This is a genomic window from Neorhizobium tomejilense, from assembly GCF_964254135.1.
GTDB lineage: Bacteria > Pseudomonadota > Alphaproteobacteria > Rhizobiales > Rhizobiaceae > Neorhizobium > Neorhizobium tomejilense.
The window spans coordinates 1,802,804-1,826,203 of record NZ_CAXUSO020000001.1 but is presented as its reverse complement, the minus strand read 5'-3'; the positions used below and the strand labels follow the sequence as shown (position 1 = coordinate 1,826,203).

Sequence of the window (23,400 nt, the reverse complement as noted above, 5' to 3'; positions counted from 1 at the left end):
TAGAGAACGATTAAGCCGAGGGCTTCAAGGCGAGAAAAGTTTCGGTCGCCGCCCGCATTTCCTCGAGCCGCTTGGCGCGGCGATGTTCGGCTTCCACGTCCGTGCCCCAATGTTCGTTCGTCCAGTCCTCGTCGAGATGGGCGAACGTCCAGGCCTCGTCGGCGGTGAGCCGGCCCTCCGCGAAGGCAAGCGCCAGGATCGCCGAGCCGGTCAGCGTCGTCACCGTGTGCAGCACGGCAAGTTCGATCGGCGTATCGTATTTCTTCAGCGTCACCGCAAAGGCGGCGGTCGCTTCCTTCGGCTGCTCCTGGGGCATTACGCCCTCGACCAGAATGAAGCGGGCGCCGAGTTCGTTCGCCGCCCAGTCGACGATCGGATCCCATTGTTCGCTCTGGCGGGTGACCAGGTTTTCCGGTGTTTCGGCGCGGTAGCAGAGCAGGTCGCTCGAAGAGAAACGCAGGATATCCTCGAACACCGCCTGGGGGTCGGTGGCGATGCCGTCGATCGCGGTGTTGACGAGCCGCGTCACCGGCATGGTGCCGGGATCGATGACATCCACCTGGTTGGCCCATTCGTCGCGGATCAGTTCGGCAAGCCGTGCCGTCGGTGCGACGAGACCGTTCTTGGCGGGCGTCCTGACCGACCGGCCGTCGAGATGGATGGCATGACCGCCCTCGCCCTCGGCAACCGATACTTCCTTGTAGAAGCGCTTCGGCAGCGGCTTGTGCATCTGGATCTGCGCCCGCCGCGTCGGGTCCGGATGGCTCAGCGCTTCGGATGGATCGGGAAACATGTCACGCATGGAAATAAAACCTCAGCCGATATGGCTCAGCAACTCGCTCGGATGATGGATGATCGCGTCGGCTCCGGCCTTGTTCAGCTCGTCCACCGAGGCGTAACCCCAGGCAACGCCGATCGCCGTGGCGCCGGCCGCCTTCGCCATCTGCATATCGTAAATGGCATCGCCGATGACAAGAGTGTCGGAAGGTTTCATGCCGGTCTCGTCGCAGCACTCGGTCACCATCGCCGGATGCGGCTTCGAGGGGCAGTCGTCGGCGGTGCGCGACACCATGAAATACTTGTCAAACCCGTGCGTCTCCACGACCAGCTTCAGGCCGCGCCGCGATTTGCCGGTCACCGCGCCGATCAGCAGGTCCTTACGCGGACCGATCGCGTCGATCAGCTCGCGAATCCCCGCAAACAACGGCTCCTTGAAACCGAGATCCTGGCGCACGACGGCAAACAGCGTCTTGTAATAGGCCATCATCTCGACGGCCTCGTCGTCCGCATGCGGCTTGCCCTGCATGCGGGCGATCGCGATATCGAGCGTCAGCCCGATGATTGCCTTGGTGTCTTCCACCTTCGGTTCCGGCTTATCGAAATGGGCGAAGGTGCGGCGCATGGTTTCGTGGATCAGGTTCGCGCTGTCGACCAGCGTGCCGTCGCAATCGAAAAGGACCAGTTTCATTCTTCGTCGTCCCTGCGGCCGTTTTCCATGTCGAAGCCGAGAAGATTCCAGCTCTGCACCATATGCGGTGGCAGAGGTGCCGTGACCTTCAGCCGTCCGCCGTTCGGATGCGGGATGTCGATATGGCGCGCGTGGAGATGCAGCTTCTTCTGGATCCCGCCGGGAAAATCCCAGTTGTGATCGTCGTCGAAATATTTCGGGTCGCCGATGATCGGATGGCCGATATGCAGCGCATGGACGCGCAGCTGGTGGGTGCGGCCGGTATAGGGTTCCATCTCCAGCCAGCAGAGCGTTTGTGCTGCCATTTCCAGAACGCGGTAATAGGACACTGCGTGGTCGGCGCCGTCCTCGCCATGCCTGGCGATCCGCATGCGGTCGCCGTCCGGCGTCTGTTCCTTGACCAGCCAGGTGGAGATCTTGTCCTCGTGCTTGCGCGGCACGCCCTTGACCAGCGCCCAATAGGTCTTCTTGGTGTCGCGCTCGCGGAAGGCGGCCGTCAGCTTCTGTGCCGCACCGCGGGTGCGGGCGATCACCAGCACGCCCGACGTGTCGCGGTCGAGCCGGTGCACGAGCCGCGGCTTTTCACCCTTCGGACTGATCCAGCTGTCGAGCATCTGGTCGATATGGCGTGCGACGCCCGATCCGCCCTGCACCGCAAGGCCGGCCGGCTTGTTGAGCACGATGACCTTCTCGTCCTCGTGCAGGACCATGCGCGACAGCAGTTCGAAATCGCTGGAATGCTTGAGATCCTTGCCGGCGATCGGCCCCGTCTTCTTTGCGTCCACGTCCAAAGGCGGAATGCGCACCGTCTGCCCCGGCTGTATGCGGGCGTCGGATTTCACCCGCCCGCCGTCGACGCGCACCTGTCCGGAGCGCAGCAGTTTCTGGAGCGGCCCGAAGCCGAGGCCCGGGTAGTGGATCTTGAACCAGCGGTCCAGACGCATTCCCGCTTCGTCCGCTTCGACGCGGATATGCTCGATGCCTGCCATCAAAGCTCTTTCATATTTTTGTGTGGGCCGGCGGCCCTTTGCCCGGTCTTTAGAGCATTGCCCGCCCGAGCGCCAGTCCGGCGAAAACCGCACCCAGCGAGATTGCAACGCTCGCGACAATATAGGTGACGCCCACCATCGTCGCGCCCCGCTCCAGCAGCGACACGACATCCAGCGAAAAGGCCGAGAACGTCGTGAAGCCGCCGAGAAAGCCGGTAATGATCAGCAACCGCATCTCGGGAGACGCATCGAAGCGCCGGACGATGAGTTCGGCCAGAAAGCCGATCGCGAACGAGCCGGCGATATTGACGGCAAGCGTCCCCCACGGAAAGGCCGGCCCCCACAGGCGCAGCGCCCAGAACCCGACGAGATAGCGGCAGACGGAGCCGATCGCTCCGCCGATGGCGACAAGAAGCACGTTGGTCATGGAACTTTCTCTAGGACAGAAACGAGAATCGTCAAATCGATAAAATGCCGACGTTTTGTTTAAACGGGAACAAATCAGGGCCGCCGTAATTATCATATTCTGAGAAAAAAGAGTGATGGGCGCGATGACACAACTGGTCAGCATATCGGCAAGCACTGCCGCACTCGCCATCGAGGCGCTGAAGCCCGGCCGACGCATCTCGGCCAAGGATCAGGTCAAGGACATCAAGGCCGATTCTGATCGCAACCAGCGCCGCGCCGAAAACGCCGGCGACCCCGGCGATACCGAATTCATGATCCCGGCCACCACCGTCTCGCTCGACATGCTCACCGCCGACCAGAAGCCGCGCCAGCAGGTCACGTTCCGCCAGGTCGAATCCGCCTATCGCGATCTGGACGATTGATATCACCCGGCGAGCCCTCAGGCCGCCACGCACCGGATATTCTCCCGCCCGCTCCCCGAGCGGGCTTTTGCGTTGCGATGATAGTCGATGAAATCGGCGGCCGGCAGCGGTTTGGAGAACAGCCAGCCCTGGCCGAAATGCACGTCGTGAGCCTTCAGATAGTCCGCCTGCTCCTCCGTCTCCACGCCTTCGGCAACGATCTGTAGGTCGAGCGTCTTCGCCATCTCGATGATGTGGCCGGTGACCGAGCTGGTGGCGCTGTTGCGGCCGATCGTATCGACAAAGGACTTGTCGATCTTCAGCGCATCCATCGGCAGCCCCTGCAGGTATTGCAAGCTGGAATATCCCGTGCCGAAATCGTCGATCGCCACCGAATGGCCTTTTTGCCGGGCCGCTGTCAATGTCGTCCGCGCCGCCTCGATGTCGATGAAGCCCCGTTCGGTGGCCTCCAGCCAGATCTGCCCCGCCGCGATCCCGGTCTTGGCGAGTTTCCTGTCGAGTACATCGAGGATGCGGCCGGAGGTGACATCGGCGGCGGAAAGGTTGACGGCGATATGCAGCGAACTTTCCGCCCTGAGCAGTCCTCCGAGATCGGCAATGATCGCTTCGATGACCTGATCGGTGATCGGCAGAATGAGCCCGCTCTCCTCGGCGAGCGGAATGAACAGGTCCGGGCGCACCAGCGATCCATCCGGCCGCCGCCAGCGCACCAGCGCCTCGGCGCCGACGCAGATGCCGGTCTTGAGCTCGATGATCGGCTGGTAGTGGACGATGAATTCGCGCTTGCGCACTGCGATCGCCAGCTCACCGAGCGGTGACAGTCTTTTCTTGGACAGCCAGACCACCACGCCGACAATGAAGATGGCGACGAAGGCGCCGACCGGCAGCAGCAGGAGCTGTTCCTCCCGCAGCCTGCCGGTCAGGTTGGAGCGCGGCTCCATGGCGATCGCGATCAACCCCTTGTCGTGCGCCACCGCATAGAGCGCCGAGGAGGTCATGCCGTTCTTCGGCTCGTCGATCAGCGCGTTGACGAGGTCCGTTTCGGGGGAATTGAGTTCGTTGATCAGCATGCCCTGCCGGTTGGCGAGCGCCAGCGAGATGTCGGCGTCCACCAGGATATCGACGAAACGGGCCGGATCGACCAGTACGTTATAGGGGCCGTAGTGGAGCGCCATCATCGGATTGCCCATGCTGACCGCCGGCTGCACGCGGGTGGCCACTTCCACGCCGTCGGGCGTCATGTAGTCGATCCACGGCCTGTCGACCTTGCGCTCCTCGATCCCCCAGGAGGTGCATTTCAACAGGCCGTTCTCGAAATAACCGACTTCCTTGACCGAGGGCGTATTGAAGGCGATCACCCGCATCCGGGCGATATGCAGGTCCGAACAGGGCACCAGGCGCGGATAGGCGAGCGAATCGAGCGCCGCCCGCGCATCCTCGAACGTCCGGCTCGCACGCATGATCGTCTGCTCGGCGAGCCGTTCGAGATTGTTCTGTTGTTTCTCGACCGTGATGACCCACGAAATGTAGACCATCGCGACAATCGGTACGATTGCCCCCAGCAGGCCCAGGAAAATGGCCGCCGCAATCACCCGAGAACGCCGCAGTTCCATTGCCGAAACCTTTGATGAGAGGTGTTGGCGATATTCATCGCGGACTTCTGTTAAGATTTCTTGATGCAACTCGATCAGGTTGTATCGAAGCAATTTCTAAAACCCCGCCGGTTGCGTACCGCCCGTGCAAGTTGGGCCGAATGGACATCTCCGTCCGGCAAGCCGAGAGAGGATTTTAGGCCTGGCGCCCTGCAAAACGCAGGGGAAGCCCGTCGAAAGCCTTGATTTCCTTCAGCACGAAGGTCGTCTGCATTTCCTTGATGCGCGGTAACCGCCGCAGCGTCGACATGGCGAAATCCGCATAGGCGTCGAGATCGGACGAGACCACCTGCAGCAGGAAATCCGCGTCACCGGCGATGCTGTAGCAGGCGACCACCTCGTCCAGCCCGATAACCTCCGCCGCGAATGCCTCCGCCTCTTCCTCACTGTGGCTGTCGATCTTGACGCGGATGAAGGCAAGTACGCCGAGGCCGATCGCCTTTCGGTCCAGCACCGCCTTGTATCCCTGGATGATGCCCGTCTCCTCGAGATGCCGCACGCGCCGCCAACTCGGAGATGTCGAAAGCCCGATCCTGTCCGCGAGCGCCTGGTTGGTCAGGCGGCCATCGTCCTGCAACGCTTCCAGAATTCGTATATCCGCCGGCTCGATGTCGTTATCCATCAATTTCTACCCATATTTCCATCTAAGTGGGTAGACCCTACCCCAAAATCCCGAAATGGAGAAGTAAAAGGCAGGATCGACCGAGCGATGCGGAGTAATGTGCAGATCTCCTTCCATGAATGGATATCCTGCCTGCCCATGACCGACGACACCCGCATCGCCATCATCGTCAACCCTACCCTGCCGCTCGGCCTCCTTGCCAACACGGCCGGCGCCATCTCGATCGGCCTCGGCGCTCGCGTGCCCGCGCTCGCGGCTCGCCGGCTGACCGACCGGCAGGGTCGCACGATCGATATCAGTTCGGCCCTACCGGTGCCGATCCTGCAGGCGCAGGCGGATACGATCCGATCCCTGATGCTGAAGGCCATGGAGCAGATCCAGAACCGCGCCGTCGTGCCCTTTCCGGCTTTCGCCAGATCGCTGCACGACTACCACGACTACGAGGCCGCCTTCCCCGATCGCGATCTCGCGGAAGAGGAGATCGACGGGCTTGGCCTCGCCGGGCCTTCGAAATGGATAAAGTCGCTGACCGGCAGCCTCAAACTGCTGCGTTAGAGACGAAGAGCCCGCTCCGGGGAGCAGGCTCCATCGAATTTCACTTGTGCATGTGGCCGCCCGGCCCCGCCGCCTCGACCGGCAGCGTGATATCGACCTTGCCGGCCTTCTCGAAGGTCAGGGTCACCGGCACTTTGCCGCCCTGCTTGAAGGGTTCCTTGACCTTGATGAACATCAGATGCAGCCCGCCGGGCGTCAGTTCGACGGTCTTGCCCGCTGGGATGGCGATCCCGGTGTCGAGCTTGCGCATTTTCATCACCTCGCCCTGCATCGCCATCTCGTGCAACTCTACGGTGCCCGCGACCGGTGACGAGACCGAGACCAGCGTGTCGTCGGATTTGCCGGTGTTCTTGATGGTGAAATAACCGCCGCCGACCGGCTGGCCGGGCAGCATCGCCTTGGTGAAGGCGCTGGTGATTTCCAGGTCGGCGACCTTGGCGGGCGCATCTTGAGCGGCCGTAGCTCCCGCAATGATAATGCCGGTCGCAGCGAAAATGCCGAGGAAAGCGAGTTTGGTGAAAGTCTTCATGGAATATCCCCATACGGTGACAGCATTCGTGCCGGTCGACCGCGATTGATCTGAGAGCGTTAAAGCATCAGGTCGAAATCGGGGGCGCACGAGACTTAGGCCGGGCGACGGCACTCGTACCGAGCAATTCGGAAAACTGGCGCAGGGGATTGGCGAGCGACGCGCGCTCTGCCGCAAGCCAGGTTTCATCTCTCGGCGGCGGCAGGATGACCGATGCGGAGAGCAGGCAGACTTCGCAGAGCGGCTTTGCCGCCGGCATCTGATGGCCGCGGTCGCCTTCCGAGCAGATGTCGGCAAACGTGCCGTCCGGCAGGCGATAGGCTTCGCTGTAGGAATCGAGCGGCGCTGCCGCCTGGGCCGGCTGATGGGCAAATCCCAGCAAAAGCAGCAGCATCGCACAGAAAATGCGCGTTGAGTTCGCCGCCGTGTTGAGCCGTGCCGTCATCGTCTCGCCTGTCCGAATGCCTGCCGGAATAACCCAAATCGCGGCAAAGCGCAAAAGCCCTTTTTGCCGCGGTTTTTTCAGTCATTTCGCCAGCCGTTGCATTAGGTCAAATCGCGTTTGCTGCGTTGCGACAAAAATAGTGTTTCGTGCGACATGGAGGGCTTGCCAAATGGTGATCGAGGCCGATAATACCGCCCAGACTCGCTGGGAGAAGCCGCTTAGATGCGGTGCCGAAGGAGCAACCGCCCCGGAAACTCTCAGGCAAAAGGACCAGCAGTCGACCGACAGGAACTCTGGAGAGAAGCCCGAAGAGGGCTCGCCGAAGGGATAACAATCTCAGGCGCAAAGGACAGAGGGGGCTCATAACCGGTGCGTCACTGCGCCTGAATCTGAGCCGGCGCTTGAAATGCGCCAACCCTGGAGGCGTCCTTGGACGATCAAACCGTTCTCAAGACCACCCCGCTTCACGCCCTCCATCTGTCGCTCGGCGCCAGGATGGTGCCCTTTGCCGGCTACGACATGCCTGTGCAATATCCAGCCGGCGTGCTGAAGGAACATCTGCACACCCGTACCGCCGCCGGGCTTTTCGACGTTTCCCATATGGGCCAGGTCGTCATCCGTGCGAAATCCGGCGCTTACGAGGATGCAGCACTTGCGCTCGAAACCCTGGTGCCGGTCGATATCCTCGGCCTGAAACCCGGCCGCCAGCGCTACGGCTTCTTCACCGACGACAACGGCGGTATCCTCGACGACCTGATGATCACCAATCGCGGCGATCACCTGTTCGTCGTCGTCAACGCCTCCTGCAAGGAGGCCGACCTCGCCCACCTGCAGGCGCATCTGACCAATTGCGACGTCGAACTCCTCGAAGACCGCGCGCTCATCGCCCTCCAGGGTCCGCGTGCAGAGGGCGCACTGGCGGCTCTCTGGCCGGATGTCACCTCCATGAAGTTCATGGACGTCCGCGACGCGTCCCTGCACGATGTCGACTGCATCGTCTCCCGCTCCGGTTATTCCGGCGAGGACGGGTTCGAGATTTCGGTTCCGGCAGACCAGGCCGAACAGATCGCCAAGGCGCTGCTCGAAGACCTGCACTGTCAGCCGATCGGCCTCGGCGCCCGCGATTCGCTGCGCCTCGAAGCCGGCCTCTGCCTTTATGGCAACGACATCGACACGACCACCTCGCCGATCGAGGCCGCACTCGAATGGGCGATCCAGAAACCCCGCCGCGCTGGCGGCGTCCGCGCCGGCGGTTTTCCGGGCGCCGACCGTATCCTCGGTGAGCTTGCGAACGGCACCTCCCGCCGCCGCGTCGGCCTGAAGCCGGAAGGCAAGGCGCCCGTCCGCGCCCACGCCAAGCTCTATGCCGACGCTGAGGGACGGACCGAACTCGGCGAAGTCACCTCCGGCACGTTCGGCCCCTCGGTCGAAGGCCCGGTCGCCATGGGCTACGTCCCGACCCGCTTTGCCGAACCAGGCTGTCAGATCTTCGCGGAGGTGCGCGGCAAATACTTAGGCCTCACCGTCGCCGCCCTGCCCTTCATCACCCCCACCTACAAACGATAATCCTCCGGAGAGAACCATGTTGAAATTCACCGCCGAACACGAATGGCTGAAGCTCGAAGACGGTATCGCGACCGTCGGCATCACCTCTCACGCTGCCGAACAGCTTGGCGACCTCGTTTTCGTGGAACTGCCGGAAGTGGGCGCCATACTCACCAAGGACGGCAATGCCGCGACCGTCGAGAGCGTCAAGGCCGCCTCCGACGTCTATTGTCCGCTGGACGGCGAAGTCACGGAGGTCAACCAGGCGATCGTCGACGATCCCTCGATCGTCAATTCCGATCCTCAAGGAGCAGGCTGGTTCTTCAAGCTGAAGCTCAAGACCGCCTCCGACGCCGACGCCCTGCTCGACGAGGCCGCCTACCAGGAACTGATCGCATGACCACCGACAGCACCGATTTCCATTTTACCGACTACCAGCCCTACGATTTCGCCAACCGCCGCCATATCGGCCCCTCGCCGGCCGAAATGGCCGAGATGCTGAAAGTGGTCGGCTACAAGAGCCTCGACGCCCTGATCGACGCCACCGTGCCATCCTCGATCCGCCAGACGGCGCCGCTTGCCTGGGGGCCGGCGCTGACCGAGCGCGAGGCGCTCGACAAGCTGCGCGATACCGCTAACCGCAACAAGGCGCTCGTCTCGCTGATCGGCCAGGGTTATTACGGCACGATCACGCCGCCGGTCATCCAGCGCAACATCCTTGAAAACCCCGCCTGGTACACCGCCTACACGCCCTACCAGCCGGAAATTTCGCAAGGCCGCCTCGAGGCGCTCCTCAATTTCCAGACGATGATCTGCGACCTGACCGGCCTCGACGTCGCCAACGCCTCGCTGCTCGACGAGGCGACCGCCGCCGCCGAAGCCATGGCGCTCTGCCAGCGCCAGGCAAAGTCGAAGGCGACGGCCTTCTTCGTCGATGCCGCCTGCCACCCGCAGACCATTGCCCTCATCGAAACCCGCGCCGCGCCGCTCGGCTGGAGCGTCGTCATCGGTGACCCGATGACCGATCTCGACCCGGTCGACGTGTTCGGCGCGATCTTCCAGTATCCGGGCACCAACGGCCATGTGCGCGATTTCACCGGCCTGATCTCCCGCCTGCACCAGACCGGTGCGGTCGCTGCCGTCGCCGCCGATCCCCTGGCGCTGACGCTGCTCAAATCCCCCGGCGAAATGGGCGCCGACATCGCCATCGGCTCCTCCCAGCGCTTCGGCGTGCCGGTCGGTTACGGCGGCCCGCATGCGGCCTATATGGCGGTCAAGGACGCCCACAAGCGCGCCATGCCCGGGCGCCTGGTCGGCGTCTCGGTCGACAGCCGTGGCAACCGCGCCTACCGCCTGTCGCTGCAGACCCGCGAACAGCATATCCGCCGCGAAAAGGCGACCTCGAACATCTGCACCGCCCAGGTCCTGCTCGCCGTCATGGCCTCCATGTATGGCGTCTTCCACGGGCCGGACGGGCTCAAAGCCATCGCCCAGCAGGTCCACCGCAAGGCCGTGCTGATGGCCAAGGGCCTCGAAAAACTCGGCTACACCATCGAGCCCGACACCTTCTTCGACACGATCACCGTCGAGGTCGGCCACATGCAGGGCCTGATCATGCGCGCCGCGGTCGCGGAAGGCGTCAACTTGCGCAAGGTCGGCGAAACCCGCATCGGCATGTCGCTCGACGAGCGCACAAGGCCGGCGACGCTCGAAGCCGTCTGGCGGGCCTTCGGCGGCGATTTCAAGGTTTCGGATTTCGAGCCCACCTGGCGCCTGCCGATCGCGCTCCTGCGCAAATCCGACTACATGACCCACCCGATCTTCCACATGAACCGCGCCGAAAGCGAGATGACCCGCTATATCCGCCGGCTCTCGGACCGGGACCTGGCGCTCGACCGGGCGATGATCCCGCTCGGCTCCTGCACCATGAAACTGAATGCGACGGCGGAAATGCTGCCGATCACCTGGCCGGAATTTGCCGACATCCACCCCTTCGTGCCCGCGGACCAGGCGCTCGGCTACAAGGAGATGATCGACGATCTCTCCGCCAAACTCTGCCAGATCACCGGCTACGACGCCTTTTCGCTGCAGCCGAATTCCGGCGCGCAAGGGGAATATGCGGGCCTGCTCACCATCCGCAACTACCACATCACCAATGGCGACACCCATCGCGACGTCTGCCTCATCCCCACCTCCGCGCACGGCACCAACCCGGCGTCGGCCCAGATGGTCGGCATGAAGGTGGTCGTCGTCAAGGTCCGCGACAATGGTGATATCGACCTCGACGATTTCCGCTTGAAGGCCGAGCAGCATGCCGCAAACCTCTCGGCCTGCATGATCACCTACCCCTCGACCCACGGCGTCTTCGAGGAGACCGTGCGCGAGATTTGCGAGATCACGCACAAGCATGGCGGCCAGGTCTATCTCGACGGCGCCAACATGAACGCCATGGTCGGCCTCTCCCGCCCCGGCGACATCGGCTCCGACGTCTCCCACCTCAACCTCCACAAGACCTTCTGCATCCCGCATGGCGGCGGCGGTCCCGGCATGGGCCCGATCGGCGTCAAGTCGCATCTGGCGGCACACCTCCCCGGCCACCCGGCGACCGACGGTCGCGAAGGTGCAGTCTCGGCGGCGCCCTTCGGCTCGCCGTCGATCCTGCCGATCTCCTGGTCCTATTGCCTGATGATGGGCGGCGAGGGTCTCACCCAGGCGACCAAGGTGGCGATCCTCAACGCCAACTATATCGCCGCACGCCTGAAGGGCGCCTACGACGTGCTCTACAAGTCGCAGGCCGGCCGCGTCGCGCATGAATGCATCATCGACACGCGCCCGCTCAACGTCTCGGCCGGCGTCAGCGTCGACGATGTCGCAAAACGCCTGATCGACTGCGGTTTCCACGCCCCGACCATGAGCTGGCCGGTCGCCGGCACGCTGATGATCGAGCCGACCGAAAGCGAGACCAAGGCCGAGATCGACCGGTTCTGCGATGCGATGCTGGCGATCCGCGAGGAGGCCCGCGCCATCGAGGACGGCCGCATGGACCGGTTGAACAACCCGCTGAAGAACGCCCCGCACACGGTGGAAGACCTGGTCGGCGAATGGGACCGCCCCTATTCCCGCGAGCAGGCCTGCTACCCGCCTGGCGCCTTCCGCGTCGACAAATACTGGTCCCCGGTCAACCGCGTCGACAATGTCTATGGCGACCGCAACCTCGTCTGCACCTGCCCGCCGCTGGAGGCTTACGCGGAGGCAGCCGAGTAAATTGCACCTCCATCTCGCCTCGCCCCGGATCGATTCCCGGAGGCGAGGCGATCCACCCGACGCCCTCTTTGTACGCTACCGCACGGGAACTCCGGCGCCGCCCGCTGGTTTGCGGGGGTGCGGCAAAGGAGCTCGCCATGCAGCGGTTCTTTTTTCACATCAACTTTACAGGCAAATTCGTCACCGATCCCGAAGGGGTGGAATTTGCCGATCTCGACGCTGCAAAAAATTCGGCGCGCCGGGCCATCCGCGAACTCGCCGCGGATTCCCTTGCGGCACAGGCGAAGTTCACGCTTCGCAGCACCCGGATCTGCAGCGCTGAGGGCGAGATGCTGGCGGAGGTTTTTGTTCCGGACGCCATCCGCGACGTGATCCCGGCCGACCTTCTGTGAACTACCGCAGCGCACAATCGAAGCCGACCAGGGACGGAGGTCGGCCCTTCGGTACGCTACCGGACTTTCGCTGACAGCTTTGCCGTTTTTGATATTCTATCACGGCAGTTTCCAGAACCGGGACAGCCCCCATGTCCGATGATTGGACGTTTTTTCCGCATGTCATGACCATGCATGATCTGCTAGCGATGCGCGAAGCGGTGCGACTTGCGCAGACCATCCGCCCACCCGTTGACCCCACCGAAACGGAGCTGCTCGCCTGGATCGTCTTCCGCTATTACAGGCGCGGGCTGACGGATCCGGCGCGGCTGGCCGCGGTCGCCGTCTTCCTGTCCGGTTCCCGCGTGATGAAGCGCCAGCGGGCGCACACCGAATCCGGGGTCGTGGTGCATCTGGACCTGCGCAGCCACACCTGACGCCCCCGATCTGACCCGCCTGGGCGCCGGCCTCCGTCATTGCGACGGCGTCCGTCCGACGAGGATGCCTCAGGACACGCGACGGAAACGCGTTCAAGCGCAGATAGCGCCTTGCCGACAGGTCCCCGCCCCGTTCCGGCACATCTGTGCCGCGCCGCAATACGCTTCCCTTACCCTTCCCGTTCAGTCTTCCTTGAAGCTCTTGCCCTAAAACATCCGTCATCGGGTTTGGGATGCTTGTCATGGGTCTGTCGTCGGTGATGAACATTGCGGTTTCGGGCATGCAGGCCCAGGCGAAACGCCTCGCGACCGCGGCGTACAACATCGCCAATGCTCAGACCCCCGGCTACAACCGCCTCGACACCCAGGTCTCCTCACTCCCCAATTCCGGCGGCGTCACCACCACCGTCACCCCCTCCACCTCGGTCACCCTCCCCGAAAGCTCGAATGTCGACATGGCCAGCGAAATGCTCGACGCCTTCACCTCGGCGCAGGGTTATGCGGCCAACGCGGCAGCGTTCGAGACGGGCGCGGACATGTGGGACGTGCTGATGAGCATCAAGCGGGATTGAGGGCGGCGATAGCGGAGCCCGCTTCGGTCCGTTCCGGGCAGCTAGTAGAGTGTCCTTCGGTAGTCTTGTTCGAGTTCTTCGTCCATCTTTTGCATTTCATCCCTGTCCCTCGGCGCCCCTGTCGTCTCATCCAGAATGATCTTTATGAGTGAGGGCATCTCGGTGCGGTCCTGGAAATGATCCGGGCTCCACAGGCGGGACCGTCTGAACGCCTTGGCGCAATGCATGAAGACTTCGCTCACTCTTACGATGATAGCGAGTTTCGGGACTCGATCAGTGATGCTCATGCCCTTCAAGAGTTGAGGGTCGTTGGTGAGTGTTGCCCGCCCGTTTACGCGCAATGTATCGTCAAAACCGGGGATTACGAACAAAAGCCCGACGCTTGGGTTGGCGATGATGTTGCTCAATGTATCAAGGCGATTGTTGCCAGGTCGATCCGGGATCGCAAGGGTGCGCTCATCAAGAACCTTGACGAATCCCGGAGGATCACCACGGGGACTGACGTCGGCCTTTCCCTCCAAGTTCTGGGTGCCTATGCACAAGAAAGGCGAGCGCCGAATGAACTCTTGCGCGTGCTCGCCCAGTGAATCCTGACTCTTCAATATTGCCAGTGAGTGAGTTGGGTCGAAAAGCCTCCGAAGCGACTCCTCGTCCGCGATGGCGAAATCTGGATTGAGTTGCAAGCCCGTCATGATCACTTCCTAAAACTGCCTCTGATCCTGTCGCCGACCATAAAGTCTGGAACGTAACTGACCTCGGCTATTCGCCACCACTCGCAACAAGAGCTTGGTTGAGGTACGTACCTCATAACGAGGAATACATCAGTTGTTATCTAGGATCAATACACCTGCTGGCAGTGGTGGTGGCTGACCGGATGGTGTCGCCGGATTCTTGAAGTCCGTTCGATACCATTGGAGAAACCGGCGGAGATCCGAGGATCGCCAAGGGAGGAGTGTGTCTTGTGGGAGCTCGAAAATCTCCGCCCTCACCCAGCCAGCTTCTTCTCCTCGTGTTGAACCCGAGGGCCGCCGTCGATATCCACCACCGCGAAAGCCGCCGCGATGACCTCCGGTCCGGCACCCGGGCGAGTGGCATCGGTCGAGAGTATCTGGCGAAACCGCCGTGCGCCCGCAAACCCCTGGAACAGCCCGACCATGTGCCGGGTGACGTGATGCAGCCGGCCGCCCCGGCCGATCAGCTCCGCCGCATAGTCCGCCATCGTGTCGCGCAGCGCCAGCCAGTCGAACTCGGCGGTTGCGACCCCCGCAGGGCTGGCATCCTTCAGAAACGCATCCACCCCGGCCAGAAGCCCGGTATTGTGGTAGGCGGCGCGGCCGAGCATCACCCCGTCCATATGGGTGAGATGGTTGGCCGCCTGTTCCAGATCGGCGATGCCGCCGTTGATGCCGATGAACACGTCCGGGTTTTCCCGCTTCATGGCATAGACCAGCTCGTAGTCGAGCGGCGGCACTTCGCGGTTTTCCTTCGGCGAAAGCCCCTGCAGCCAGGCCTTGCGGGCATGGATCCAGACCGCATCCGCCCCCGCCCCGATTACCTGGGCGAGAAAATCCGGCAGCACGTCCGTCGGCTCCTGGTCGTCGACGCCGATCCGGCATTTCACGGTGACCGGCACGCTCGACACCCGCTTCATCGCGGTGACGAGGTCGGCCACATGCGCCGGATCCCGCATCAGGCAGGCGCCAAAAGTGCCCGACTGCACCCGGTCCGACGGGCAGCCGACATTGAGGTTGATCTCGTCATAGCCGAAATCAGCAGCGATCCGCACCGCCTCGGCAAGCTTTGCCGGATCCGAACCGCCGAGCTGCAGCGCGACCGGATGTTCGGCCGGCGAAAAGGACAAGAGCCTGTCGCGCGGCCCATGAATGATCGCATCGGCCACCACCATCTCGGTATAGAGCAGCGCGGATTTCGACAATTGCCGATGCAGGAAACGGCAATGTCTGTCCGTCCAGTCGATCATCGGAGCAACGGCGAAAACTGGAGCCTTGAAGTATCTATTTTTTTCTTGTTTTACAGGCTCTTGGAACACTCTGCTCTCCGTTTTGTTCAAGCTCATCTTGTACCAAATCCGCCCGTTTCGGACATGGGCTTGATACATTGTACCAACTGGAATCGCCATCTACCAAACGAGGATGCGGTCATAGGCGCTACCACCCCGCGCGCGAAAAGATGGCAGCGTCAGCTACATGGCACGCGTGCGAGTTATGCGGGATGGCGTGACTTATCACGAGACGGAGACTTTTAACAGATGGCCGGCGGCCGCTGCGTGGATGAAGAAGCGCGAGCGGGAACTCGCGAAGCCGGGAGCTATCGCCGGCGCTATCGCGGTTGACCCGACATTGGCGAAAGCCATCGATCGCTACACAGAGGAGTCCATCAAGGATATAGGCCGTACAAAGACGCGCGTGGCCGGGTCCGGTGGTTCGGCTGCCGGTTCCCGGCGCAGGGGCGGACGCGGAGGCTGCTCCGGCCACAGTAGGTTCCGGACGGCGGCGAACCAGGAAGACATCGCCGCGACCGGTCCCTTCCGGATACCTGTCATTCGCCCTGTGGTCTGAAGGCGTCGAGCCATTGGAGTATCCTCACGAAACGCGTGCTCCCTTGTCCGCCTGATCGAGCAATGCAAGCAGGCCTTTCAGGATCTCTGTCGGAGGCGGCGGGCAGCCCGGAATATGAAGGTCCACCGGCACGACCTTGGAAACCCCGCCGATGACCGCATAGCTATCTGCGAAGCAGCCGCCGTCGCGGGCGCAACTGCCGAGAGCCACGACCCATTTGGGGCCGGGCGTGGCGTTGTAGGTCCGCTCCAGCGCCTCGGCCATGTTCCGCGTCACCGGACCGGTGACCATCAGCACATCGGCATGCCGCGGCGAGGCGACGAAGCGAATGCCGAAACGCTCGATGTCGTAGAAGACGTTGCTCAGCGCGTGCATTTCCAGTTCGCAGCCGTTGCAGGAGCCTGCGTCGACGGCGCGGATCGACAGGCTGCGGCCAAGCCGGCGGCGGGCCGACCTGTCGACGGCTGTGGCAAGCTCCCCTATCGCCGCATCGGATTGTCGCGGGGCCGCTTCCGTGAGCGGCGGCCGGATCAGACTTTCGAAAAGGAGCCTGCGCATGGCTGTCTGCCTCCGTTAGAGATCGTGGCCGGAATAGGAGCAGTTGAAGGATTTGTTGCAGAGCGGGAAATCGGCAACGATGTTCCCTTCGATGGCGGCTTCCAGCAACGGCCACTGGAACCAGGAAGGATCGCGCAGATGGCAGCGATCCACCCGGTTGCCGGCAAGCCTGAGCCAGACAAGGATGTCGCCGCGGAAACCTTCCACGACGGCCATGCCTTCGCGCGTCTCCCCATTGTCGGCTACGTCATGCCGTATGGGGCCGGGCGGCAGCTGGTCGAGAATCTGTTCGATGAGCGAGAGCCCCTGCTCGACCTCACGGATGCGGATCCAGATGCGCGCATTGACGTCTCCTTGGCCGAGCACAGGCACATCGAAGCGGAGAGCATCGTAGGGCGGATAGGGCAGCGCGCGCCGGGTATCGAAGGCCCGACCCGACGCACGCCCGACATAGCCCCCGGCGCCGTAAAGACGGGCCAGATCCGGCGCGAGAATGCCTGTGCCCACCATCCGGTCCTGCAAAGATGCGGTATTGTCGTAGAGATCCACCAGCGCCGGAAACTTTCTGCGGATCTCGGCAAGCAGCGTGCGCAGGCCTGCCGCACCGGCCTCGTCGAGATCGGCGACAACGCCGCCGGGCACGATGCGATCGCGCATCAGGCGATGGCCGAAAGCGGCATCGGCGGCCCTCAGCACACGCTCACGCAGCGCGCCGCAATGGGCAAGCATCAGCGAGAAAGCGGCGTCGTTGCAGATGGCGCCGATATCGCCGAGATGGTTGGCGAGCCGCTCCAGCTCGGCCATCAGCGCCCGGAGCCAGACCGCACGCGGCGGGATGTCGAGCCCGAGCGCCGCTTCGGCCGCCCGCGAGAAGGCATAGGCATAGGCGACCGCGCTGTCGCCCGAAGTCCGGCCGGCAAGCTGGAGTGCCCTGCCGAGATCGGCTCCCGTCATCAGGCCTTCGATGCCCTTATGGACATAACCGAGGCGCTCTTCGAGGCGGACGACCGTCTCGCCGTTGGCCGTGAAGCGGAAATGTCCCGGCTCGATGATGCCGGCATGTACCGGACCGACCGGGATCCGGTGCAGGCTTTCGCCTTCCGCCGGCAGGAATTCGTAAGGTGCAGCTTCCGCAAGTCCGATGGCCTTCTCACCCAGCGGGAAGCGCAGGTTCCAGCGGCCATGGTCGAGCCACGGCCGGCTGTCGGGCAGGCCCTCCGGTTCGAGACCGGTCAGGTCCCGGAGCGCCCGCTCCAGCCGAAGGGCAGGAGGATGACGGCGAGCCACCGAAGGATAATTGCCTTCGAGCCCTTCCAGGCTGATGACGCCGGCGGTGCCGTCGGCCTCGTCGAACAGCGCCATGTGCACGGCATCGGCTTCTCCCCAGAGCCCGAGCAATGTCCTTTGCCTGTCCGCAAGGGTCTCGGCTGCGGTAATCCAGCCCGCCGCCTCAGTGACGACACGCGGCCATGGACGATGGTGCTGGACCAAACGGCTCTCCGGGGCGATGGCGATCAGGGCCGGCATGACGAACAGTCCTTTATCGGAGCAGGTTGGCGATATGCTGGAACCAGGCGACCAGCGGCGGCGGCAGATAGATGCCGGCGATCAGGACCAACACGAGATGCGAATACATCGGCAGATAGGAGGCATCGGCCGGCTCCCGGCTGCCGCGCGGCTGGCCAAAGGCGACGCCCGTCAGCCGCAGCAGCAGGGCCCCGAACGCCACCAGCAGCCCGAACACCAGCGGCACGGCCAGCAGGGGCTGCCGCGCGAAGGTGGAGCTGACAAGCAGAAACTCGCTCATGAAGACGCCCATGGGCGGCAGGCCGGCAATGGCCGCAACGCCGATCACAAGACCCCAGCCGAGGGCCGGATGGGTTTCGGTGAGGCCGCGGATCGCCGAAAGCCGCTGGGTTCCCTTGATCTGGGAGATGTGGCCGACGGCAAAGAAGATCGCCGACTTGGTCAGCGAATGCATGACCATATGCAGCAGCCCGGCGAAATTGGCGAGCGGGCCGCCGAGGCCGAAGGCGAAGACGATGATGCCCATATGCTCGATCGAGGAATAGGCGAACATACGCTTGATGTCGCGGCGCCGGTACAGCATGAACGCCGCGAAGATCAGCGACGCCAGCCCCATGGTCATCATCAGCGGCCCAGGGCTGATCGCTTCCGGACTGGCGGCGAGCAGGATCTTGAAGCGCAGCACGGCATAAAGCGCGACATTCAGGAGCAGTCCCGACAGCACGGCGGAAATTGGCGTCGGCCCCTCGGCATGCGCGTCCGGCAGCCAGGCATGCAGCGGCGCGAGGCCGACCTTGGTGCCGTAACCGAGCAGCAGAAAGATGAAGGCGACGTTGAGCAGCGCCGGGTCGAAGTCTGCGACCTGCTCGACGAGAAGGGTCCAGACCATGGCGTCGTACCCTTCTCCGACCACCGGCTGTGCTGCCAGATAGACGAGAATGGTGCCGAACAGCGCGAAGGCGATACCGACGCTGCCCAGAATGAAGTATTTCCAGGCCGCTTCCAGCGCCTCATGGGTGCGATAGATGCCGACCATCAGCACGGTGGTCAGCGTCGCCAGTTCCACGGCCACCCACATCAGGCCGATATTGTTCGAGACGAACGCCAGGTTCATGCCGAACATCATGATCTGATACATGGCGTGGTAGAAGCGCAGGTTCGCCGGCGTCAGCCGGCCGGTCTCCAGTTCGTGGGCGATATAGCTGGCGCTGAACAGGCTGGTCGTGAAGCCGACGAAGGTGTTGAGAACGATGAAGACGATGTTGAGGTCGTCGACCAGCAGGTACCGGCCCGGCTCCGGCCGCTCGGTGACGAACAGGCAAAGGGCGGCGACGAGCGTCAGCAGGCTGGCCGCCACGTTAACGCGCGCCGTCACCTTGTAGCCAGGCATGAGAGCGAGCAGCGTCGCCGCGACGACCGGGATCGCCAAAATGGCCGCGACCGCATCGAAGGTGAAGAGGGAGGATGCGTTCATTTCCGCCGCCTTCCCCTGACGTCGTCGAGCGCCCTGACATCGACGGTGTCGAACCGCTCGCGGATGCGGAACAGGAAGACGCCGATGACGATGAAGGCGATCAGGATCGAGAAGGCGACACTGATCTCCACCACCAGCGGCATGCCCTTGGCGCCGGTCGCGGCGAGCACCAGTCCGTTTTCGAGCGACATGAAGCCGACCACCTGGCTGACGGCATTGCGCCGCGTCACCATGATCAGCAGCCCGAGCAGCAGGACGGAGAGCGCGAAGGCGAGGTCCTCGCGGGTCAGCGGGTCGGCTTCGGGCGTCACCCGCAGCATCACCACGATCGACAGCGCCACGAGGCCGATGCCGGCCAGCATGGTGAGGCCTATGCCGACCACTGTCTCGATCTCCCGGTGGATGCCGAGCTTGCGGATCATATGGTGGAGCGCGACCGGGATGACGACGACCTTAAAGACGAGCGCGATCGCCGCCGTGACATAGAGATGTGGGGCGCCCTGGATGAAGGCCTGCCAGGCGACCGAAAGGGTGAGCAGCAGCGAATGCAGGGCGAACACGTTGAGCAGCGCATAGAGCCGGTCCTGGTAGAGCATCATCATGCTGACCAGGACGAGGCCGCCAGCGAGCATGTGGGCGATGTCGAAATAGACCGGTCCCTGCATCACAGGCTCCTCGATACGAATCTGAGCAGCGTGGCAAGCAGGCCGAGCATCAGCGCTGCGCCGAGGAACTGCGGCACCCGGAAGACTCGCATCTTGGCTGTCGCCGTCTCGAACAGCGCAAGCATCGCGCCGCCGACCGCAAGCTTGACGACGTAGGATGCAAAGCCGACGAGGTAGGCCGGATACCCCGCCTCCGGGCCCTTGATGTTCCAGGGCACGAAGATGCAGACGATCATGGAGAGATAGAGCAGCAGCTTGAGCATGGCCGCGAGCTCGATCATCGCCAGATGCCGGCCGGAATATTCGAGCACCATGGCCTCGTGCACCATGGTGAGTTCGAGGTGGGTCGCCGGATTGTCAATCGGGATGCGGGCGTTCTCGGCGATCGCGACCATGATGATGGCGATCAGCGCCACGGCCAGCGAAACGCGCAATCCCACTTGCGGGGACGTCATGAAGGCGGCGATCGTCGAAAGCTGGGTGGAACCGGCAATGAGTGCCACCGCGAAGATGATCAGCAGCATCGCCGGTTCGGCGAGCGTGGCGATCAGCATTTCGCGGCTCGATCCGATTCCGCCGAAACTGGTGCCGACATCCATGCCCGCGAGCACCAGGAAAAAACGGGCGCTGCCGAGCAGGCCGATGATGGCGATCAGATCGACCGTCCAGCTGAAGATGAGGCCTGTCGCGAAGGTGGGAATAACCGAGGCTGCAACCCAGGTCGCCGCGAAGATAAGGTAGGGCGCCATCCTGAACAGCCAGGATGCGTTTTCCGCCACCACCGCCTCCTTGCGCAGAAGTCTCGACAGGTCGCGATAGGGCTGAATGACCGATGCTCCCCGCCGGCGCAGGAGCCGTGCCTTCGCCTTGCGGACGAAGCCGGTCAGCAGCGGCGCAAGCGCCACGACGAACGCCATCTGGACGATCTGGACGAGAAGGTCGTGGATCAGGACCATAACGCCAGCACCAGAAGCAGGAGGACGAGCGCGAGGAAGACGAGGCTCAGATAGCGCCGGATGGTGAGGAACTGCAGATAGTTGAGCTTCTCGGCCACGTAACCCACGGCGCCGGCGATCGGCAGATAGAGACCTTCCCAGACGAGATCATGGGTCTCCAATGCAAAGCGTGCCGGGCTCAGCGTACCGGGCGGCGGCATGTCGACCCGCTCGCGGGCGCGGAAGACCAGCGTCCCGAAAACCCGCCGGACCGGCTGGGCGAAGCTGCCGGCCGAATATTGCATCGTGGCGTCGATCTGCGCAAAGCCGCAGTCCCAGGCCGGCGCCCGGCGAAGGGCACGCGAAGCGAAACGGTGGACGAGACCGGCGGCGAGCCAGGCCGAGAACCCGATGAACAGGAACACAAGCAGGCCGTTATAGGAACTGCGGCTTTCCGTGACCGGCACGATCGACAGCCACGGCATGTCGGTTTGTACCGGCATCCGGCCGCCGACGAGAAGCTGCGTGACCGGCGCGAGGGCGTCGATGACGATCCCGGGCAGGATGCCGGCCAGCAAGCACAGAGCCGCCAGAATGGACATGGCCGCCAGCGAGAAGCGGTCCGCTTCCGAGGCATTCGCGGCCGGATCGGTTCTCGGCCGACCGAGGAAAGCGATGCCGAACGCCCTGACGAAACAGGCCGCCGCCAGCGCCGCCGACAGGGCCAGCAATCCGCCGACGGCCGGCACGAGAATGGTCAGCGCCCATTGGGGCAGGTCGGGGCTTTGCAGGATCGCCTGGAAGGCCAGCCATTCCGACGCAAAGCCGTTGAACGGCGGCAGCGCCGAAATCGCCATGCAGCCGACCAGGAAAGTAAAGGCGGTGACCGGCATGCGATGGATCAGGCCACCGAGCTTTTCCATGTCGCGCTCGCCCGTCCGGGTCAGGACGGCACCGGTACCGAAGAAAAGGAGGCTCTTGAAGAAGGAATGGTTGAGGACGTGGAAGAGCGCGGCGGTCACGGCAAGCGCCGCCGCCAGTTCCATGCCGGCGTCTTTGAACGCCAGCGCCAGTCCAAGGCCGACGAAGACGACGCCGATATTCTCGATCGTGCTATAGGCAAGCATGCGCTTGAGATCCCGCTCCATCAGGGCATGCAGGATGCCGAGCACGGCGGTGCCGCTGCCGATCAGCAGGACGAGGAGGCTCGACCACCACACAGGCGTGCTGACGAGATCGAAGAGGATGCGGATGAAACCGTAGACGGCAACCTTGGTCATGACGCCACTCATCAAGGCCGAGACATGACTGGGTGCGGCCGGATGCGCCAGGGGCAACCAGACATGCAGCGGCACGAGACCGGCTTTCGAGCCGGCACCGAGCAGCAGCAGGACAAGGACGAGGCCGCTCGTGAACGGCGTGTGTTCTGTAGCCCGCATGGCGGCGAAGCCATAGGCGCCGCCCGGCCCGGCCATGAGGCCGAAGGCAAGCAGCAGGGCGAGTGTGCCGAAGCTCGCCATGACGATGTAGAGATAGCCCGCCCGGCGGTTTTCGGCGTCGCGATGATGCGCCATCACCAGCGCCCATGAGGCCAGAGACATGAATTCCCAGGACAGCAGGAACGTGAATGCGTCATCCGCCAGGATCACAAGGTTCATGCCGGCAAGGAACGCGGGGAAGAAAGGCAGGACCCTGTGGGGCGCATGTTCGTGACGTCCGTAGCCGAGGCCATAGAGACTGGCGAAGGCACCACCCAGATCGACGACGAGAAGAAAGAAGGCGGCCAGCGGGTCGAGCCTGAAATGCGCCCCGAGCCAAGGCAGGCTGAAGGGAAGCACGAGGGTCGAAACCTCGGTGGGCAGCCAGACGAGCTGCACCAGGCCGGTTACAAAGGCGACAGCCGTGATGAAAAGGCTCAGGCCGTAAATGGCAGGCGTTGCCTGCTTCGATCGGGCCATGAAAACCGCGAGCGCCGCTGTCGCCAGAAGCGCGGCCACGCATAGCAGCATGACAAGTACCGACGTCATGGGCGCCTCCTCGCTCCATGCGTCCGTCCGGATGGTTCCGGCTTCTCGTTTCCGGACGGTCCCGCTCCAGTCCTCAGCCGGACCCCCCGCCCCCCATTTTCGCTGGCCGCCCCCTCGCCGATCAGCTCGATCCCGGCCCTGTCGAGCGCCGCCAGCAAGCGCATCAGGGAATCGACGTTTCCCCGCACCACGTCGGCGCTCGCTTCCATGCGCTGGATCGTCGGCACCGAAATCCCCGCCAGCTCGGCCAGCTTCCGCTGGTCGATGCCGAGAAGAGCCCTCGCGGCGCGCATCTGAGCAGCAGTAATCACGATTCAACCATCGCTTTTATTATGCAGGCCAGAATATTCGATATT

General features: G+C 63.4%; 25 protein-coding genes and 2 riboswitches. Of the genes, 8 read left to right on the top strand and 17 right to left on the bottom strand.

The window, feature by feature from the left end; all coding sequences use genetic code 11:
• Nucleotides 1-10: 10 nt before the first annotated feature.
• The 4 genes from ACSQ3G_RS09440 to crcB are packed head-to-tail and all read right to left on the bottom strand — an operon-like array spanning nt 11 to nt 2,884.
• The gene (locus tag ACSQ3G_RS09440; RefSeq protein ID WP_436109837.1) at nt 11-802 is read right to left on the bottom strand and encodes an ATP12 family chaperone protein; all 792 of its coding nucleotides are present in this window, start codon (nt 800-802) and stop codon (nt 11-13) included.
• Between the two features lie 12 nt (nt 803-814).
• Nucleotides 815-1,468: an HAD-IA family hydrolase gene (locus tag ACSQ3G_RS09435; protein ID WP_436109836.1), complete on the bottom strand. Its 654-nt coding sequence runs from the start codon at nt 1,466-1,468 to the stop codon at nt 815-817.
• On the bottom strand, nt 1,465-2,457 hold the full coding sequence (locus ACSQ3G_RS09430) for an RluA family pseudouridine synthase (RefSeq protein ID WP_105438167.1): 993 nt from the start codon (nt 2,455-2,457) through the stop codon (nt 1,465-1,467). Before ACSQ3G_RS09430 ends, ACSQ3G_RS09435 begins: the two co-directional genes overlap by 4 nt.
• 49 nt (nt 2,458-2,506) lie before the next feature.
• On the bottom strand, nt 2,507-2,884 hold the full coding sequence (crcB, locus tag ACSQ3G_RS09425; protein ID WP_436109835.1) for a fluoride efflux transporter CrcB: 378 nt from the start codon (nt 2,882-2,884) through the stop codon (nt 2,507-2,509).
• 115 nt (nt 2,885-2,999) lie between these two features.
• On the opposite strand from crcB, the gene ACSQ3G_RS09420 reads away from it, so the two are divergent.
• Nucleotides 3,000-3,287, top strand: a complete 288-nt coding sequence (locus tag ACSQ3G_RS09420) for a hypothetical protein (protein WP_105415913.1) — start codon at nt 3,000-3,002, stop codon at nt 3,285-3,287.
• A gap of 17 nt (nt 3,288-3,304) precedes the next feature.
• On the opposite strand, the gene ACSQ3G_RS09415 is transcribed toward ACSQ3G_RS09420, so the two are convergent.
• Together ACSQ3G_RS09415 and ACSQ3G_RS09410 are read right to left on the bottom strand one after the other, a co-directional pair.
• Nucleotides 3,305-4,900, bottom strand: a complete 1,596-nt coding sequence (locus ACSQ3G_RS09415) for an EAL domain-containing protein (RefSeq protein WP_436109834.1) — start codon at nt 4,898-4,900, stop codon at nt 3,305-3,307.
• Nucleotides 4,901-5,075: 175 nt separating this feature from the next.
• Nucleotides 5,076-5,561 (bottom strand): Lrp/AsnC family transcriptional regulator, encoded by a 486-nt coding sequence (locus tag ACSQ3G_RS09410; protein ID WP_436109833.1) that lies wholly within the window; start codon nt 5,559-5,561, stop codon nt 5,076-5,078.
• A gap of 138 nt (nt 5,562-5,699) precedes the next feature.
• Here ACSQ3G_RS09410 and ACSQ3G_RS09405 point away from each other — a divergent pair, with 138 nt between their 5' ends.
• Nucleotides 5,700-6,116: a DUF2000 domain-containing protein gene (locus ACSQ3G_RS09405; protein ID WP_436109832.1), complete on the top strand. Its 417-nt coding sequence runs from the start codon at nt 5,700-5,702 to the stop codon at nt 6,114-6,116.
• A gap of 40 nt (nt 6,117-6,156) precedes the next feature.
• Here ACSQ3G_RS09405 and ACSQ3G_RS09400 read toward each other — a convergent pair whose 3' ends face one another.
• Nucleotides 6,157-6,645 carry a copper chaperone PCu(A)C gene (locus ACSQ3G_RS09400; protein ID WP_436109831.1) on the bottom strand — a complete coding sequence of 163 codons (489 nt, stop codon included), beginning with the start codon at nt 6,643-6,645 and terminating at the stop codon, nt 6,157-6,159.
• A gap of 67 nt (nt 6,646-6,712) precedes the next feature.
• Nucleotides 6,713-7,090, bottom strand: a complete 378-nt coding sequence (locus tag ACSQ3G_RS09395; RefSeq protein WP_436109830.1) for a hypothetical protein — start codon at nt 7,088-7,090, stop codon at nt 6,713-6,715.
• Between the two features lie 195 nt (nt 7,091-7,285).
• A riboswitch (glycine riboswitch) is annotated at nt 7,286-7,373 on the top strand.
• Nucleotides 7,374-7,453, top strand: a riboswitch (glycine riboswitch).
• Between the two features lie 66 nt (nt 7,454-7,519).
• Between ACSQ3G_RS09395 and gcvT the strand changes: the two genes are divergently transcribed.
• The 6 genes from gcvT (at nt 7,520) to ACSQ3G_RS09365 (ending at nt 13,279) form a co-directional block, all read left to right on the top strand.
• Nucleotides 7,520-8,656, top strand: coding sequence for a glycine cleavage system aminomethyltransferase GcvT (gene gcvT, locus ACSQ3G_RS09390; RefSeq protein ID WP_436109829.1), 1,137 nt, complete (start codon nt 7,520-7,522; stop codon nt 8,654-8,656).
• A 16-nt stretch (nt 8,657-8,672) separates the two neighbouring features.
• Entirely contained in the window at nt 8,673-9,035 is a 363-nt protein-coding gene (gene gcvH, locus ACSQ3G_RS09385; RefSeq protein WP_046636238.1) for a glycine cleavage system protein GcvH, read from the top strand.
• Nucleotides 9,032-11,899, top strand: coding sequence for an aminomethyl-transferring glycine dehydrogenase (gene gcvP, locus ACSQ3G_RS09380; RefSeq protein ID WP_436109828.1), 2,868 nt, complete (start codon nt 9,032-9,034; stop codon nt 11,897-11,899). Before gcvH ends, gcvP begins: the two co-directional genes overlap by 4 nt.
• A 137-nt stretch (nt 11,900-12,036) precedes the next feature.
• Nucleotides 12,037-12,291: a DUF6894 family protein gene (locus tag ACSQ3G_RS09375; RefSeq protein WP_436109827.1), complete on the top strand. Its 255-nt coding sequence runs from the start codon at nt 12,037-12,039 to the stop codon at nt 12,289-12,291.
• Between the two features lie 131 nt (nt 12,292-12,422).
• The gene (locus ACSQ3G_RS09370) at nt 12,423-12,707 is read left to right on the top strand and encodes a hypothetical protein (protein ID WP_436109826.1); all 285 of its coding nucleotides are present in this window, start codon (nt 12,423-12,425) and stop codon (nt 12,705-12,707) included.
• A gap of 242 nt (nt 12,708-12,949) precedes the next feature.
• Nucleotides 12,950-13,279: a flagellar basal body protein gene (locus ACSQ3G_RS09365; RefSeq protein ID WP_436109825.1), complete on the top strand. Its 330-nt coding sequence runs from the start codon at nt 12,950-12,952 to the stop codon at nt 13,277-13,279.
• Nucleotides 13,280-13,320: 41 nt separating this feature from the next.
• Here ACSQ3G_RS09365 and ACSQ3G_RS09360 read toward each other — a convergent pair whose 3' ends face one another.
• The 9 genes from ACSQ3G_RS09360 to ACSQ3G_RS09320 all read right to left on the bottom strand — a co-directional run bounded on the left by ACSQ3G_RS09360 (nt 13,321) and on the right by ACSQ3G_RS09320 (nt 23,337).
• Nucleotides 13,321-13,971 (bottom strand): pyridoxamine 5'-phosphate oxidase family protein, encoded by a 651-nt coding sequence (locus ACSQ3G_RS09360; RefSeq protein ID WP_436109824.1) that lies wholly within the window; start codon nt 13,969-13,971, stop codon nt 13,321-13,323.
• 293 nt (nt 13,972-14,264) lie between these two features.
• Nucleotides 14,265-15,260 (bottom strand): tRNA dihydrouridine(20/20a) synthase DusA, encoded by a 996-nt coding sequence (gene dusA / locus ACSQ3G_RS09355; protein ID WP_436109823.1) that lies wholly within the window; start codon nt 15,258-15,260, stop codon nt 14,265-14,267.
• A gap of 622 nt (nt 15,261-15,882) precedes the next feature.
• Entirely contained in the window at nt 15,883-16,416 is a 534-nt protein-coding gene (locus ACSQ3G_RS09350) for an NADH-quinone oxidoreductase subunit B family protein (protein ID WP_436109822.1), read from the bottom strand.
• Nucleotides 16,417-16,431: 15 nt separating this feature from the next.
• A complete protein-coding gene (locus ACSQ3G_RS09345) occupies nt 16,432-17,943 on the bottom strand; it encodes a hydrogenase large subunit (RefSeq protein ID WP_436109821.1) in 1,512 nt (503 codons plus the stop codon).
• A 13-nt stretch (nt 17,944-17,956) separates the two neighbouring features.
• On the bottom strand, nt 17,957-19,417 hold the full coding sequence (locus ACSQ3G_RS09340) for a hydrogenase 4 subunit F (protein WP_436109820.1): 1,461 nt from the start codon (nt 19,415-19,417) through the stop codon (nt 17,957-17,959).
• Nucleotides 19,414-20,082, bottom strand: a complete 669-nt coding sequence (locus ACSQ3G_RS09335; RefSeq protein WP_038543976.1) for a hydrogenase-4 component E — start codon at nt 20,080-20,082, stop codon at nt 19,414-19,416. The genes ACSQ3G_RS09340 and ACSQ3G_RS09335 overlap by 4 nt, the downstream gene beginning before the upstream one ends.
• On the bottom strand, nt 20,082-21,038 hold the full coding sequence (locus ACSQ3G_RS09330; RefSeq protein ID WP_436109819.1) for a respiratory chain complex I subunit 1 family protein: 957 nt from the start codon (nt 21,036-21,038) through the stop codon (nt 20,082-20,084). The genes ACSQ3G_RS09335 and ACSQ3G_RS09330 overlap by 1 nt, the downstream gene beginning before the upstream one ends.
• Nucleotides 21,029-23,044: a hydrogenase 4 subunit B gene (hyfB, locus tag ACSQ3G_RS09325; protein ID WP_436109818.1), complete on the bottom strand. Its 2,016-nt coding sequence runs from the start codon at nt 23,042-23,044 to the stop codon at nt 21,029-21,031. The genes ACSQ3G_RS09330 and hyfB overlap by 10 nt, the downstream gene beginning before the upstream one ends.
• Nucleotides 23,041-23,337 carry a helix-turn-helix domain-containing protein gene (locus ACSQ3G_RS09320; protein WP_436111694.1) on the bottom strand — a complete coding sequence of 99 codons (297 nt, stop codon included), beginning with the start codon at nt 23,335-23,337 and terminating at the stop codon, nt 23,041-23,043. Before ACSQ3G_RS09320 ends, hyfB begins: the two co-directional genes overlap by 4 nt.
• Nucleotides 23,338-23,400: the final 63 nt, after the last annotated feature.